The 15,056-nt window shown below is 41.3% G+C and carries 12 protein-coding genes; 1 reads left to right on the top strand and 11 read right to left on the bottom strand.

The window, feature by feature from the left end; genetic code table 11:
• Positions 1-85: 85 nt before the first annotated feature.
• The 11 genes from araA to grpE form a co-directional block, all read right to left on the bottom strand.
• Positions 86-1,615: an L-arabinose isomerase gene (araA, locus tag AB5062_RS05925; protein WP_005846190.1), complete on the bottom strand. Its 1,530-nt coding sequence runs from the start codon at positions 1,613-1,615 to the stop codon at positions 86-88.
• A 39-nt stretch (positions 1,616-1,654) separates the two neighbouring features.
• A complete protein-coding gene (locus tag AB5062_RS05920; RefSeq protein WP_005846193.1) occupies positions 1,655-2,341 on the bottom strand; it encodes an L-ribulose-5-phosphate 4-epimerase in 687 nt (228 codons plus the stop codon).
• 70 nt (positions 2,342-2,411) lie between these two features.
• Complete coding sequence (locus AB5062_RS05915; RefSeq protein ID WP_005846195.1) at positions 2,412-3,089, bottom strand: NUDIX domain-containing protein; 678 nt, start codon at positions 3,087-3,089, stop codon at positions 2,412-2,414.
• 75 nt (positions 3,090-3,164) lie between these two features.
• A complete protein-coding gene (locus AB5062_RS05910; protein WP_368326844.1) occupies positions 3,165-4,907 on the bottom strand; it encodes a sodium:solute symporter in 1,743 nt (580 codons plus the stop codon).
• Between the two features lie 26 nt (positions 4,908-4,933).
• Complete coding sequence (locus AB5062_RS05905; protein WP_032952512.1) at positions 4,934-6,088, bottom strand: aldose epimerase family protein; 1,155 nt, start codon at positions 6,086-6,088, stop codon at positions 4,934-4,936.
• Positions 6,089-6,284: 196 nt separating this feature from the next.
• Positions 6,285-7,439, bottom strand: coding sequence for a galactokinase (galK, locus tag AB5062_RS05900; protein ID WP_005846201.1), 1,155 nt, complete (start codon positions 7,437-7,439; stop codon positions 6,285-6,287).
• A gap of 40 nt (positions 7,440-7,479) precedes the next feature.
• Positions 7,480-8,820: an MFS transporter gene (locus AB5062_RS05895; protein WP_005846203.1), complete on the bottom strand. Its 1,341-nt coding sequence runs from the start codon at positions 8,818-8,820 to the stop codon at positions 7,480-7,482.
• A gap of 46 nt (positions 8,821-8,866) precedes the next feature.
• The gene (locus tag AB5062_RS05890; RefSeq protein WP_005848579.1) at positions 8,867-9,961 is read right to left on the bottom strand and encodes an aldose epimerase family protein; all 1,095 of its coding nucleotides are present in this window, start codon (positions 9,959-9,961) and stop codon (positions 8,867-8,869) included.
• Positions 9,962-10,055: 94 nt separating this feature from the next.
• Positions 10,056-11,342 carry a folylpolyglutamate synthase/dihydrofolate synthase family protein gene (locus AB5062_RS05885; RefSeq protein ID WP_138286493.1) on the bottom strand — a complete coding sequence of 429 codons (1,287 nt, stop codon included), beginning with the start codon at positions 11,340-11,342 and terminating at the stop codon, positions 10,056-10,058.
• A 94-nt stretch (positions 11,343-11,436) separates the two neighbouring features.
• Positions 11,437-12,612 (bottom strand): molecular chaperone DnaJ, encoded by a 1,176-nt coding sequence (gene dnaJ, locus AB5062_RS05880; RefSeq protein ID WP_368326845.1) that lies wholly within the window; start codon positions 12,610-12,612, stop codon positions 11,437-11,439.
• Positions 12,613-12,630: 18 nt separating this feature from the next.
• Positions 12,631-13,251 carry a nucleotide exchange factor GrpE gene (grpE, locus tag AB5062_RS05875; protein WP_005846211.1) on the bottom strand — a complete coding sequence of 207 codons (621 nt, stop codon included), beginning with the start codon at positions 13,249-13,251 and terminating at the stop codon, positions 12,631-12,633.
• 177 nt (positions 13,252-13,428) lie between these two features.
• Between grpE and AB5062_RS05870 the strand changes: the two genes are divergently transcribed.
• On the top strand, positions 13,429-15,048 hold the full coding sequence (locus AB5062_RS05870; protein WP_117852983.1) for an ABC-F family ATP-binding cassette domain-containing protein: 1,620 nt from the start codon (positions 13,429-13,431) through the stop codon (positions 15,046-15,048).
• Positions 15,049-15,056 lie beyond the last annotated feature (8 nt).

The following is a 15,056-nucleotide window of genomic DNA, read 5'->3' as shown; positions in this document are numbered from 1 at the left end:
AAGGTACAACAATAATGATGATAAAATAAGGTGGGATGTGCCAAGAATCTTATTAGCCTTGACACATCCCCTCTTCATGGATGGATTAGCAAAGTGCTTTGTTCAGCATATAGTAGACTTCGTTCATGCGAAGCTCTTTCTTGAAGTTGCTGATGGTAGTATCTTTGTCGATACGGATCATTTCGATACCTGCAATCTCAGCATAGTCTTCCCAATATTCTGCTGTCAGATCATAAGAGAAGCAAGAATGATGTGTTCCACCTGCCAGGATCCATGCGCCTGCACCTACTTCGAAATTAGGCATCGGAATCCACAGGGCGGAAGCAACCGGTAATTTGGGCAACGGTTTCGGCTCGATGCATTCTACGTCGTTCACGATCAGACGGAAACGGTTACCCAAGTCTACTACAGTGGCGGTACAACCTGAGCCTACTTTTGAAGTGAATACAAGACGGGCTGTCTGGCTCTTGCGAATACCTATGCCTAGGAAGTGTACTTCCAGACGTGGTTTGGAAGCGGCGATAAGAGGGCAAACTTCCAGCATATGTGATTGCAGGATAGCACTGTTTGCACCATCGAAGTTCAATGTGTAATCTTCCAGGAAAGAACAACCTTTGGAAAGTCCTTGGTTCATCACCCATACGGTACGGTAGAGAGCTGCTGATTTCCAGTCACCTTCCGCACCGAATCCGTAGCCTTCAGCCATCAGACGCTGGGAAGCCAGTCCCGGAATCTGATCGAAGTAGCTGCCGTCTGTTTGGCCCAAATCATCAAAATTAGTAGTGAATCCTTTGGCGCCTTTGGCTTTAAGGATGGCACGAAGAGCTAATTCGGCTTTTGCAGCGTTCCATACTTTCTGATAAGCTTCGGTTGATTTATCTTCTAATGAAGCATCGTGGTCGTATTCGTTGAAGTAAGTTGCTACAAGTGCCTCTACATCTGTATCCTTGATGTTTTTATGGTATTCCATCAGTTCGCTTGCCGGACAGTAATCTACGTGATACCCCATACGTTGTTCTGCTTCCACTTTATCACCGTCAGTTACAGCTACATTATTCATCTGATCGCCGAAACGGATGATCAGCATATCCTGAGAGTCTGCCCAACCTGCACAAACGCGCATCCAAACGGCAATCTTGTGCTGGGTGTCTTCGTCTTTCCAGTAACCTACCACTACTTTGCGGCGGATGCGCATACGGGTACAGATATGTCCGAATTCGCGGTCACCATGGGCGGATTGATTCAGATTCATGAAGTCCATATCCATGGTATCCCAAGGAATTTCCTTATTGAATTGAGTGTGTAGATGTAACAGTGGTTTCTTTAACTGTTGCAGACCGTGAATCCACATTTTAGCTGGGGAGAAAGTGTGCATCCAAGTGATGACACCGATACATTTTTCATCGTTGTTGGCTGCTTTGAACACTGCTTCCACTTCTTTAGAAGAGTTGGCTGTTCCTTTATATACTACTTTTACAGGAAGTTTCCCTGATTCGTTCAGTCCGTTTACCATTTCATTGGAGTGAGCGTCTACTGCTATAACTGCGTCACCTCCGTACAGAAGCTGTGCTCCTGTTACAAACCATACTTCATACTGATCAAATGCTTTTTCCATAATGTTATATTTTAAAAGGGTTATTAATATCTTTGTTTCTTATTTCTGTCCATAATAGGCATTGGGGCCGTGTTTGCGGCTGAAATGCTTTTCTATTAATAAAGAATTCATCGTTAAATGAGGGTTGGCGGCAAAAGCGATACTTGCCATTTTGGCTACCTGTTCCATGACTACTGCATTATGTACAGCATCATTGGCATCTTTTCCCCATGCAAAAGGACCATGATTTTTTACTAGTACTCCCGGAGTATGTACAGGGTTCAGGTTCTTGAAACGTTTCACAATCACATTGCCTGTTTCCTGTTCGTAGGCACCTTTTACTTCCTCTTCAGTCATATCTGCGGTACAAGGAATGGCGTCATGGAAATAATCGGCATGAGTCGTTCCGATATTGGGGATATCCATTCCGGCTTGTGCCCAGGCGGTAGCATAGGTGGAGTGGGTATGTACCACTCCACCTATTTCGGGGAATGCTTTATATAGAACTACATGGGTGGGAGTATCTGAAGACGGACGAAGAGAACCTTCTACCACGTTGCCGTCCAGATCTACTACAACCATGTCTTCAGCTTTCATATCATCGTATGATACGCCACTGGGTTTGATTACTACCAGACCTGTTTCACGATCGATGGCAGAAACATTTCCCCATGTAAAAATAACTAGTCCGTGTTTCACCAAATCCAGATTGGCACGGAATACTTTTTCTTTTAATTTTTCTAACATAATGAATAATTGGGTAATGTGGCAATCTGCTAATTTGTCAATTGGCAAATTATTGCATCGGCACATTATTTTAAAGTTTAAATTTCGGATCTTTTCTGTAGGCCTTATCATTAAATTTATAAAGATAAGCACCTCGTCGGGAACCTGATTTGTCTATCAAATCTGTTTTTTCAATGAAATCCATTTCGGCTACCCGCTTGCGGAAATTCCGCTTGTCCATCGGTTCGCCATAGATTGCCTCATATAGATTTTGCAACTGTGTCAGGGTAAACAGTTCGGGCAGCAGGTTAAAACCAATTGGATTGTATGATGCTTTGTGCTTCATCAGTTCACGTGCTTTGGAAATCATGATCGGATGGTCGAAAATGAGCTGTGGCAGTTCGTCTATTTTTGTCCAATGGGCATTGTGCTGCTGCACTAGTTCCCTGTCATATTCATTTACATTGACTAAAGCATAATAGGCTACTGATATGACTCGTTCTCCCGGATCGCGCTCTAAGTCGCCAAATGTGCCTACTTGTTCCATATATACATTTTCCAATCCGGTCAGTTCTGCCAATACCCGTTTGGCGGCAGCGTCTACACTTTCGTCTTCTTGTACGAATCCTCCCATCAAAGACCATTTTCCCATAGCCGGTTCAAAATTTCGTTTTAGTAGAAGCAGTTTTAATTCTCCTTCGTCAAAACCGAAAATGATACAGTCTACAGATACATAGAATTTAGGGTTTATGTTATAATAGGTGGTCATGGTTTAGCGTCGGTTTAAAATTAACAGGCTGTATTCTTCAAGATAATTCAAAGCATACAGCCTTTAATTTATGGTTTACCAGAAATAAGCATAGAATAGTGCACAAAGCAGAACTACACCTAAAGAGGTAATAACATCCCATTTGTTCCAACTCTTTCTGATAAGTTCCTTGTAACTGCTGGTAAAGGTGATGGCTTCCACTTGTTTGGCGGTTGGAGCCGGAGTGAAGCATGATACAACAACCATTAACAACAAGAGGAATACAAGTAGCCATATTTCAAAAATAAGCCAGTTTGTCTGCCAAAACCAAGTTGTATTTTCCCAAAACCAGCCGGTCATCACATCTTTTCCGGTATTGGTGAGGATATTAGTCAGCAAACGGAGCATACCAATTAGGAAACCTACAATCATGGCTGTTTCACCGGCTTTCGGAGTGATTTTCTTGGAGAATATACCAAGTGCAAATACGGCTACCATTGCAGGTGCAAGGAGGGACTGTATACCTTGCAGGTAGTCGTAAAGGCTGCCGAGGCTCATCATTACAGGAATCCATGCCATGCCGAGGATAACTACAACTACGGTGGCGATACGTCCTACCATAACATAAGTAGCTTCGCTTTTGTTTTTAAACATGGGCTTGTAAAAGTCTTCTGTAAAAAGTGTGGCGCATGAATTAAAGAAAGCAGCCAGTGAAGCAACCAATGCGCAGATGAATCCGATAGTTACAATACCTTTTACACCGGCAGGCAGAACATCCTTTACCATTACAGCAAAAGCCGCATCTGTATTTGACATATCAAATTCACCTTTTGCAGCCAAGGCGGCAGCTACCATCCCCGGAATAAGAAACATGAAGACAGGCAGGATTTTAAAATAACCGGCTGCAATAGTACCTCTGCGGGCACGCTTCATTACCACATCATTATCTTCGCCTTTACGCTGTCCAAGTACACGCTGTACGATATGCTGGTCGGTACACCAATACCAGAAACCGATGATGGAAGCTCCGATAAATACCCAGAATCCAGGATAATCTTGATACATCGGGTCTGCTTCGGTCCAGTGAAACATATGGTTGGCACCATAAGCGTGTCCGTCTGCTCCTACATTCATGGCGCTACGCGCATGATCCATCATTTCTGTCCATCCTGTAGCAATATTACCGTCTCCCAAGGCTGACAGTCCCAGGAAAAGAACCAAGAAAGAACCGATGATTAAAATAGGAGTTTGAATAGCTGAGAGGGTCATTACTCCTTTCATTCCACTCAGTACGGTGAAGATGCCGGTCAGGACAATAAGTCCGATTGCCCCATACCAAAAAGGAAGTCCAAGTAAGAACTCCAAAAAGATACCTCCGGTATAGGCGGTTACACTCACTTTAGTAAGAATATAGGCTATCAGTGTGATGATAGAAAGCCATGAACCGGTACGCGGGGTATAACGGTATTTAAGGAAATCGGGCATGGTAATGATTTTGCCCATTTTATTGTTTAATAGTTGGTAGAATGGAACAAAAAGCCATCCTAGAAGAAGAATCATCCAACCTTGCATTTCCCAGTGTGCCATACCTACTCCGGATTTGGCACCGGTTCCTGCCAAACCTACCAGATGTTCCGAACCGATATTGGCTGCAAAGATAGCAGCACCAATGATGTACCATGGCTCACCTTTGCCAAATAGATAATCTTCACTGCTTGCTCCTTGTTGCGAGCGTTTGTCTTTTTGTACAGAGCGCCATACCGCCCATATCACAGCTACAATGCCGACTGCCAGTATTGTCCAGTCCAGCCAGATGAATTCATGTGAATTCCAATTCATGATATTAAATATTTAAAGTTTAACAATTATTTTTCAACACCGAATTTAAAGATACATTGGCTGTGATAGGTCTGTCCCGGTTCCAGAATTACAGAAGGCCATTGTGATTTGTTGGGGCTGTCGGGATAGTGCTGTGTTTCCAGACAAACAGACGCGCGTTGCGGATAAGTAATTCCCTTTTTCCCTTTTACGGTTCCATCCAAAAAGTTGCCTGTATAAACTTGTATTCCCGGTTCATTAGTATATACTTCCAAAGTGATACCACTAGTGGGGCTGGTCAGTTTGGCAGCCAGCTGGTTGATATCGCCTTTCGTGTTAAGTACCCAATTATGGTCGAATCCGTTACCGAATTTTATTTGTTCGTTTTCAAAGTTAGTCACATCGGGGGCAATGGTTTTAGGAGTATTGAAATCAAACGGAGTTTCTGTTACTGCCATCATTTCTCCAGTGGTCATGAATGTGCTGTCAACGGGAGTGATGCTGTCTGCATTTACATAAAGAATATGGTCGGTGGCCGGATTGGCAGGGTTTCCACTCAAGTTGAAATAAGAGTGGTTGGTCATATTGATAACAGTCTTTTTGTCAGTTGTCGCTTCGTAATTTATGTCGATGGCATTGTTTCTTGTCAGTGCATAAGTAACAGTAGCGGTTACATTTCCCGGAAAATTGGCATCTCCATCCGGTGACTTCATAGTCAGTGTCATAGTACTGTCGTTTAATTGGTTTGCTTCATAAACTTGGTATTGCCATCCTTTAGGACCTCCATGCAGGCAGTGACCAAAATTATTTTGGGGTAATTGAATGGTTTCTCCATCCATTACGATGACTCCTTTATTAATGCGGTTGGCATAGCGTCCGATAGAAGCACCGAAGTCGCTTGGTATATTTTGGTAGTCAGCAATGCTGTCAAAACCCAGCACTACATCTTTTAGATTTCCATTTTTGTCGGGGACCATGATAGATACAATACGTCCGCCAAAATTAGTTACGCATACTTCCATTCCGGCTGCATTCTTTAGCGTATACAGTTTAACAGGTTTTACGCCATCCACTATTGTTTCATAATTAGTGGGGTTTAATCCGGACTTTGTAAGTGTTTCTTGAGATTGTTTGGGAGCGCAAGCACTTAACAAGGTCAGTGCGATACCGGTTCCCAGAAAGGTTTTTTTCATGCTTTTCATGATATAAAAGTACTAATTAGTAATAGAGTATATGATTTTGGGTGTAAAAGTAACACTATTACTAATACATTGGATATGAAAAGAGTATGTTGTGCAACATAAAAGTGTATTTCCTACACTTTTATAGCATAAAGAAGAAAAAACCGCTTTGAATCCAAAGCGGTTTTTTCATATGTTAGCGAATTTGAGATCTTTTTTATACCAGCTTGCGAGAACCGTCACTGATGACTACATCGTAAACTTTGGGACTTCTTCCGAACTTCTCTTTGAATCTTTCTTTGGCAGTGGTGATGAATGTTTCGTATAGTTCATTTTTAACTAGGTTGATTGTACATCCACCGAAACCTCCACCCATGACACGTGAACCGGTGACACCGCAGTCGAAAGCAACATCATTCAAGAAGTCAAGTTCTTCACAGCTTACTTCATACAATTTACTCATGCCATAGTGAGTTTCATACATCTTCTGTCCTACGGTTTCGTAATCACCTCTTTCCAAAGCATCGCAAACATCAAGTACACGTTGGATTTCTTCAATGACGTATTCTGCACGCATATAGTCTTCTTCACTGATCTCGGCTTTTGCTTCCTGCAACATTTCCATTGTACAATCACGTAAAAATTCTACATGAGGATGTTTTTTCTGGATGGCGGCTACAGCAGCTTCGCAGCTTTGGCGACGTTTATTATAAGCAGAAGAAGCCAATTCGTGTTTGACTACCGAGTCAACCAATACCAATCGGTAACCTTCCGGTTTGAACGGGAAGTATTGATATTCCAATGAGCGACAGTCCAAACGGATCAAACTACCTTCTTTTCCGAATACAGATGCAAATTGATCCATAATACCGCAATTTACACCACAATAATTATGTTCTGTTGCCTGACCTACCTTGGCTAATTCAAATTTATCTATTTTGTTGTCACCGAAAAGTTCGTTGATAGCGAAAGCATACGTACTTTCCAATGCAGCAGATGAAGACATACCTGCACCCAAAGGTACGTCACCCGCAAAAGCAGTGTCAAAACCTTTCACATCTACACCACGTTTGATCATTTCACGGCAAACGCCGAAAATATATCTTGCCCAACTGGCTTTAGGGGCATCTTCTTCGTTCAAGCCGAATTCTACATAGTCTTTTAGATCAATAGAATAAGCACGTACCTTATCAGTACCATTAGGTTTGATTTCAGCAATCATACCTTTATCTACTGCTCCGGGAAAGACAAAACCACCGTTATAGTCGGTATGTTCTCCAATAAGGTTAATACGTCCGGGTGATGCATATACTGAACCTGTTGTGCCATCAAAATGTTTGATGAAGCGACTTCTTACGTATTCTATATCCATGATATTAATAGTTTAAAGTTAATACTATATGTTTTTATAATTATTCTACAGGAATGTCTTTGTTTACGTTCTTGCATCCTACCAAACCATAGAACAACAGATAAGCAAGCAAAGCGATAATTAACCAATAGCTGGCCATATATCCCACAGCGTCAGAAATGAATTGCTGCAATAATGGGAAAATACCGCCACCGACAACCATCATCATAAAAATACCTGAAGCTTGTGCGGTATATTTGCCTAAACCTTCTACAGCGAGGTTGAAGATACCTCCCCACATAATGGACGTACATAAACCACAAAGTACCAAAAATAGGGCACTGACAGGTACAGAGGCCATTTCGAATCCATTTTCTACACTATATCCCGGCATAGAGACAGTGATTTCTTTTGGAGTGAAGATTGCGATTAATATAAAACAGATAGCTGTTGCGGAAACAACAATCAATTGTGTGCGTGTAGCTACTTTACCGCTGATGACACTACTTGCAGAACGTCCCACTAACATGAGCAACCAATAGATGGCAGCAATAGCACCACCGATAGCGGCACCGTTGGCAAGCAGGCCCGCACCTTTTTCCGTTGGGTCGGCAAGATAGAAATTTAATGTGCCTGGAATACCGATTTCAATACCTACATACACAAAGATACCGATTACACCTAATACAGTATGGCGGAAATTCCAAGGGCTATGAGAGAATTTCTCTTTTTCATGACCTGCTTTTCTTAGATGAGGCTCTGGAATGGCGATGAATGAAAGAGCGATAAACGCTGATACGAATACACCCATTGCTATAAAAAGCAGAGGAGCTACATCTGACATAGCTGTTTGAGGGGTAACAGAACCAATCAAGGCACCTACGAAAAGCGGAGTCAAAGTACCTGACAATGAGTTTAGAGCACCACCGGCTTGGATTAATTGGTTACCTTTGTTACCACCACCACCTAAAAGATTTAGCATCGGGTTAACTACAGTGTTCAGCATACATACACAAAAACCACAGACGAAGGCACCAAGCAGGTAGATGATAAAATTCATTTTAATGGCATATTCTCCTAAATTGAATACGTCTATATCTGCACCGAACAAACTGGAAATATATTGGATAAACAAACCGATGAAACCTACTGCCATGGCAATGAGGGCTGTTTTTTTATATCCGATTTTTACAAGCATATTACCTGAAGGAATCCCCATAAACAGATATGCGAGGAAATTCATCATATTTCCCATCATACCCAAGGTATTGGCACCTGCATATTGGTTTTTCCATATTGTGCCGAAAGGCGCAGCAAGATTAGTAACGAAGGAAATCATCGCGAAAAGGAAGAACATTGTAATGATAGCGATGATATTACCGTTCTGTTTTTGTTGATTCATGGTTTTGAAAAAATTATAAGTTTATTAATTAGGTTATTTCATAAAATTATTTTTCTACACCGAATTTGTAGATGGTTACTTGATTGTAAGTTTCCCCCGGATGTAGAACACAAGAAGGGAAATGGCCTTTATTGGGCGTATCAGGAAAATGTTGTGCTTCAAAACAGATGGCACTTCTTGCTGGGAAAGTTGCTCCATGAGCACCTTCGAAACCATTGTGCCAGTTTGAAGTATAAACTTGTACACCGGGCTCTGTAGTGTATACTTCCATGCTACGACCGCTTTCGGGCTCCACACATTTTGCTGCAAAACTCAGTGTGCCTGCTTCACGTTTGTTTAATACATAGCAGTGGTCATAGCCGGCACCGAATTCTAGCTGTTCGAATGGGTCATTGATTCTACTGTCTACTCTTTGAGGAGTACGAAAATCCATAGGAGTACCTTCTACTTTGGCAATTTCGCCTGTAGGGATGGATACATTATCTATCGGAGTATAAAAATCAGCATTAATGGTTACGATGTTGTTATCAACGGTTGCCGTAGGATTGGCAATGCCTGATAGGCTGAAAAAACCGTGGTGAGTAAGATTTACCAATGTTGTTTTGTCTGTTGTAGCGTGGTAAGTAATGATGAATTCATTTTGATTACTTAAAGTGTACGTTACGTGAATATCCAAATTTCCCGGAAATCCTTCTTCGCCATCAGCAGATAAATAATGCAATTTCAAACTTTGGGGAGTTTCCTGTTCTGCATCCCAAATGCGGGTATGAAATCCGGTAGGACCGCCATGCAGCGAGTTGGGACCATTGTTGATAGTCAGTGAATATTCTTTCCCTTCTAAAATGAATTTGCCTCCTGCTATACGGTTCCCGTAACGACCGATAAGAGTACTGAGGAAAGGTTCGTGGCTATTGATAACATGGGTTATACTATCATGTCCTTGAATGACATTGGCATATTTACCGTTTTTGTCCGGAACCATAATAGCTAATACTGCTCCACCATAGTTGGTGACAGCTATTTCAGCTCCGTTTTCATTTTTCAGAATGAAGAGGTCTGTTTGTTTCCCGTTCACTGTTGTCTGAAAATCGGCCCGTTTCAGGCCGCATAAATTCTCATCGGAAGTAGATGTGTTTATCATGTTATTGAAAATCTTTTTATTTTATGTATAAAACTAATGCAAATAAAAAGATTTTCTTCGGTATTCCCAAACTTTTTCTATAAAAGTGAACGGACTAAACGTGAAATTTTAATAAATCCGCAACGATAAAGCTGCTTCCTCCAACAAAAATAAAGTCATTTTTGTTAGCCTTTTCTTTAGCGGCTGTTACAGCTGTTTCTACATCAGGATAAGTATCTCCGTGCAGCCCGGATTGCATCGCTAAACTTTGTAATTCTTTTTCGGATAAAGCACGCTTTACGCTGGCTTTGGTAAAATAATAGGTGGCATTTTTAGGAAGCATGGACAATACTCCACTGATATCCTTGTCGTTTACCATACCTATTACAATGTGTAATCGTTCATATTTCTGATGTTTTAATTGTTCTATGATATACGAAATACCTCCTACATTATGTCCTGTATCGCATATTAAAGTCGGTTCACTTTCTAATTTTTGCCATCTTCCCATCAGGCCGGTGAGTTCACATACTTGTGAGAATCCTTTGCGTATATTGCTTTCGGTAAGTTGATAACCTGCTTGTTTTAATAGGCGGATGGCAGATAAAAGTGTATTGGTGTTTTTAAGTTGGCAAAGCCCTTCCAGTTCGCCTTCCAGATTGAGGTAGTCGGTTGTGTGATATATTCGTTTACCTTTTTCATTTATGCTGGAGGAGTGTAATAACTGTTCTTCTTCTGCAAAGTAGATAGGAGCGTTTACTTCTTTAGCACGGGTTGTAAATATAGGTTTGGTTTCGGGTGTGGTTTCACCGATAACTACCGGGGTCTTTTCTTTGATGATTCCGGCCTTCTCTGTGGCTATTTTGGCTAATGTGTTACCTAAGAATTGTATATGGTCGAAACTGATATTGGTTATGACACATAGATCCGGACGGATGATGTTTGTACAATCTATTCGTCCTCCCAGGCCGACTTCTATAATGGCTACATCTACTTGGCTTTGGGCAAAATAGTGGAAAGCCATTGCGGTAGTCAGTTCAAAGAAAGAAGGATGCAGAGGTTCAAAAAAGGCACGGTGTTTTTCTACAAAGTCTATGACATATTCTTTGGATACAGGAATTCCGTTGACGCGGATTCGTTCACGGAAATCTATCAGATGTGGAGAAGTGTAAAGTCCTGTCTTGTATCCGGCTGATTGTAAAATGGCGGCTAAAGTATGTGAACAAGAGCCTTTTCCATTGGTCCCGGCTATATGAATGGTTCGGAATTGGCGATGGGGATGGTTGAAATACTTGTCTAAAAGATAAGTGTTTTCTAATCCTGCCTTGTATGCATCTTTTCCTATATGTTGGAATAATGGGGCACTATTATATAAATAATCCAATGTTTCTTCGTAATTCATGGCAAATGTTTTTATTTACCGCAAAGTGTCACAAAAGAATGCCAGGCAGATATAAAACCTGGTATTCTTTCTGTGACACTTTGTAGTATAAAAATTAATCGAAGAAGTTTTTGAACTTCTTGAATATTTTTTCTTTAATGCTTGTATTCGGTTTGAAGTTATCCGATTCTTGCATTTTCTCTAGTGCTTGTTTTTCATCTTTATTCAACGTTTCTGGAATATATACGCTTACATTGACTAATAAATCACCTGTACCGTTACTGTAACCATAACTATTGACATTGGGCAATCCTTTACCTCTTAGGCGTAAGACCTTACCTGGTTGGGTGCCTGGTTCAATTTTTACTTTTACTTTGCTATCAATAGTTGGTATTTCTACAGTGCCTCCTAAAGCAGCAGTCGGAACGCTTAGTAACAGATTGTAAATCAAATCATTTTCATCGCGTATTAGGTCTGGATGGGATTCTTCTTCTATGACAACAAGCAAATCACCGGGAACACCGTTATGTTTGCCCGCATTTCCTTTCCCATTGACAGAAAGTTGCATTCCTTCAGCCACACCGGCAGGAATTTTCACTTCCACGACTTCTTCTCCGTATACAATACCTTCTCCTGCACAAGCTTTACATTTGTTCTTAATTATTTTCCCTTCTCCGTTACATTGTGGACATACGCTTTGTGATTGCACCATTCCAAAAATGCTTTGTTGGGTGCGGGTGATACTTCCTGTTCCATGACAAGTGGGACACGTTTCCGTTCCTCCTTCTCCTTCGGCTCCTGAACCATGGCAATGGTCACATGTTACGTACTTTTTCCGTTTGAATTTCTTTTCTACTCCCGTAGAAATCTCTTTTAAGTTCAGTTTTACTTTTACACGGAGGTCTGAACCACGGAACTTGCGTTGTGCGGAACGTCCGCCACCACCGAAACCTCCAAAGCCTCCGAAACCTCCTCCATGTCCACCGAAGATGTCACCGAACATAGAGAAAATATCATCCATGGACATACCTTGTCCGAATCCTTCAAAACCGCCACCGGCAGCTCCACTCATTCCTGCATGTCCGAATTGGTCGTAACGGGCGCGTTTATCCGGGTTGCTCAACACATCATAAGCTTCGGCAGCTTCCTTGAATTTTTCTTCCGCTTCTTTATCTCCCGGATTCTTGTCCGGATGATATTGTATTGCTTTTTTGCGGTATGCTTTTTTTATAACATCAAGGGTGGCTGTTTTGTCCACCTCCAGAACTTCGTAATAGTCTCTTTTTGCCATGTCGTTTTATGATACTGTTTATTGAGCCACAACTACTTTGGCGTGGCGTATTACTTTGTCATTCAGCTTATAACCGGTTTGTACACAGTCCAATATTTTTCCTTTCTTCTCTTCGGAAGGAGCTGGAACTAATGCAATTGCTTCGTGATAATCGGTATCAAAGTTCTCACCGTCAGTCTCTATTTTCTGAAGTCCTTCCTGGTTCAATACTTTCAGGAATTTGTTGTAGATCAACTCAATTCCTTCACGCATTGCTTTTACATCATCCGAAGTTTCTGAAGTCTTTACTGCACGCTCCAAGTCATCCAAAATAGGAAGAATGGCAGTAATGGCCTTTTCTCCACCATTTTTAATCAATTCGGCCTTCTCTTTCATGGTGCGTTTACGGTAATTGTCAAATTCGGCTGAAAGACGCAGGTATTTGTCATGCTGCTCTTCTATTGTTTTCTGAGCTTCCGCCAATTCCTTGTTCACCTTCTCTTCAGCGTTCAGTTCTTCTGTTGCTTCTTTCTGAGTTTCTTCATCAATGGCAGCTTCTGCCGCTTCCTGATTTTTCAAAACTTCCTCGTCTTGAGGTTGGTTCTTCTCTGTTGGGTTCATATTCTTATTAAACTTTTTGTTTTTCTTATTTTTACTCATAACAGTCAGGTCTTTTAGGTTAATTTACTGCTAACAAATTTCGTGCCTAGTTGTTTTCTTAGAGTAATAATTTTGCAAAAGTACGGAATTTCTGCCACACTGGCATACTTTTCTGAATTAAAATGCCTACCTTTGCAATTCCAAAATAGAATAATTATATAAATAAGGTATATTAGGATGATTACAGTTTCGAACTTGGCCATTCAATTTGGTAAAAGAGTGTTGTATAATGACGTAAATATGAAGTTTACCAATGGTAATATTTACGGGGTTATCGGTGCGAACGGCGCCGGAAAATCTACTTTCTTGAAAGCAATTTCAGGTGAGCTGGAACCGACTAAGGGCTCAGTGGTATTAGGACCGGGCGAACGTCTGTCTGTATTGAGCCAGGATCACTTTAAGTGGGATGAATATACAGTCATGGATACGGTTATGATGGGACATACTGTGTTGTGGAACATTATGAAACAGCGTGAAGAACTGTATGCGAAAACTGATTTTACAGATGAAGATGGCTTGAAAGTTTCTGAATTGGAAGAGAAGTTTGCCGAACTGGATGGTTGGAATGCCGAGAGTGATGCTGCTTCTTTGTTGAGCGGATTGGGCATAAAGGAAGACAAGCACTATATGTTGATGGGGGAACTGAGCGGTAAGGAAAAGGTGCGTGTCATGTTGGCGCAGGCACTTTACGGTAATCCTGATAACTTGTTGTTGGATGAACCTACCAATGATTTGGATATGGATACGGTGACTTGGTTGGAGGAATATCTTTCTAATTTCGAACACACGGTGTTGGTGGTAAGTCATGACCGTCACTTTTTGGACTCTGTTTGTACTCATACTGTAGATATTGATTTCGGTAAAGTGAATATGTTTGCCGGTAACTATAGCTTCTGGTATGAATCAAGTCAGTTGGCACTTCGCCAGCAACAGAACCAGAAGGCTAAAGCTGAAGAGAAGAAGAAAGAGTTGGAAGAATTTATCCGTCGTTTTAGTGCCAATGTGGCTAAGAGCAAGCAGACAACCAGCCGAAAGAAGATGTTGGAAAAACTGAATGTAGATGAAATTAAGCCGTCGTCCCGTAAATATCCCGGTATCATCTTTACTCCGGATCGTGAACCGGGCAATCAGATTTTGGAAGTATCCGGCTTGCGTGCGGAAACTGAAGACGGTATGGTATTGTTCAATGATGTGAATTTTAATGTAGAAAAAGGAGATAAGATTGTCTTTTTGAGCCGTGATCCGCGTGCCATGACTGCTTTTTTTGAAATAATCAATGGAAATCGTACTCCGCAGGCTGGTAAATTCGCGTGGGGCGTTACTATTACTACGGCTTATTTGCCTTTGGATAATACGGATTTCTTTGAAAGTGATTTGAATTTGGTAGATTGGCTGAGCCAGTTTGGCGAAGGTAACGAAGTCTATATGAAAGGTTTCTTGGGGCGTATGTTGTTTTCCGGAGAGGAAGTATTGAAGAAAGTGAATGTGCTTTCCGGAGGTGAGAGGATGCGTTGTATGATTGCCCGTATGCAGTTGCGTAATGCGAACTGTCTGATTTTGGATACTCCAACCAACCATTTGGACTTGGAATCAATTCAGGCTTTCAATAATAATCTGAAGACTTATAAGGGAAATGTGCTGTTCTCTTCCCACGACCACGAATTTATTGAAACGGTGGCGAACCGTATTATTGAATTGACCCCGAATGGTATCATTGACAAGATGATGGAATACGATGAATACATCACTTCTGATCATATTAAAGAAATGCGTGCGCGTATGTATGGAGATAATTAAATTATAAA

Origin of the sequence: Phocaeicola sp. RTP21359st1_B8_RTP21360_211022 (genome assembly GCF_040911965.1) — a bacterium.
GTDB classification, from domain to species: domain Bacteria; phylum Bacteroidota; class Bacteroidia; order Bacteroidales; family Bacteroidaceae; genus Phocaeicola; species Phocaeicola vulgatus.
The sequence above is the reverse complement of the archived record's forward strand: the minus strand, read 5'-3'. Positions and strand labels throughout refer to the sequence as shown.

What these genes read in the sequence shown, in the direction of transcription:
- araA (WP_005846190.1), bottom strand. Translation starts at nt 1,615, where the DNA reads ATGGAAAAAGCATTTGATCAGTATGAAGTATGGTTTGTAACAGGAGCA.
- AB5062_RS05920 (WP_005846193.1), bottom strand. Translation starts at nt 2,341, where the DNA reads ATGTTAGAAAAATTAAAAGAAAAAGTATTCCGTGCCAATCTGGATTTG.
- AB5062_RS05915 (WP_005846195.1), bottom strand. Translation starts at nt 3,089, where the DNA reads ATGACCACCTATTATAACATAAACCCTAAATTCTATGTATCTGTAGAC.
- AB5062_RS05910 (WP_368326844.1), bottom strand. Translation starts at nt 4,907, where the DNA reads ATGAATTGGAATTCACATGAATTCATCTGGCTGGACTGGACAATACTG.
- AB5062_RS05905 (WP_032952512.1), bottom strand. Translation starts at nt 6,088, where the DNA reads ATGAAAAGCATGAAAAAAACCTTTCTGGGAACCGGTATCGCACTGACC.
- galK (WP_005846201.1), bottom strand. Translation starts at nt 7,439, where the DNA reads ATGGATATAGAATACGTAAGAAGTCGCTTCATCAAACATTTTGATGGC.
- AB5062_RS05895 (WP_005846203.1), bottom strand. Translation starts at nt 8,820, where the DNA reads ATGAATCAACAAAAACAGAACGGTAATATCATCGCTATCATTACAATG.
- AB5062_RS05890 (WP_005848579.1), bottom strand. Translation starts at nt 9,961, where the DNA reads ATGATAAACACATCTACTTCCGATGAGAATTTATGCGGCCTGAAACGG.
- AB5062_RS05885 (WP_138286493.1), bottom strand. Translation starts at nt 11,342, where the DNA reads ATGAATTACGAAGAAACATTGGATTATTTATATAATAGTGCCCCATTA.
- dnaJ (WP_368326845.1), bottom strand. Translation starts at nt 12,612, where the DNA reads ATGGCAAAAAGAGACTATTACGAAGTTCTGGAGGTGGACAAAACAGCC.
- grpE (WP_005846211.1), bottom strand. Translation starts at nt 13,251, where the DNA reads ATGAGTAAAAATAAGAAAAACAAAAAGTTTAATAAGAATATGAACCCA.
- AB5062_RS05870 (WP_117852983.1), top strand. Translation starts at nt 13,429, where the DNA reads ATGATTACAGTTTCGAACTTGGCCATTCAATTTGGTAAAAGAGTGTTG.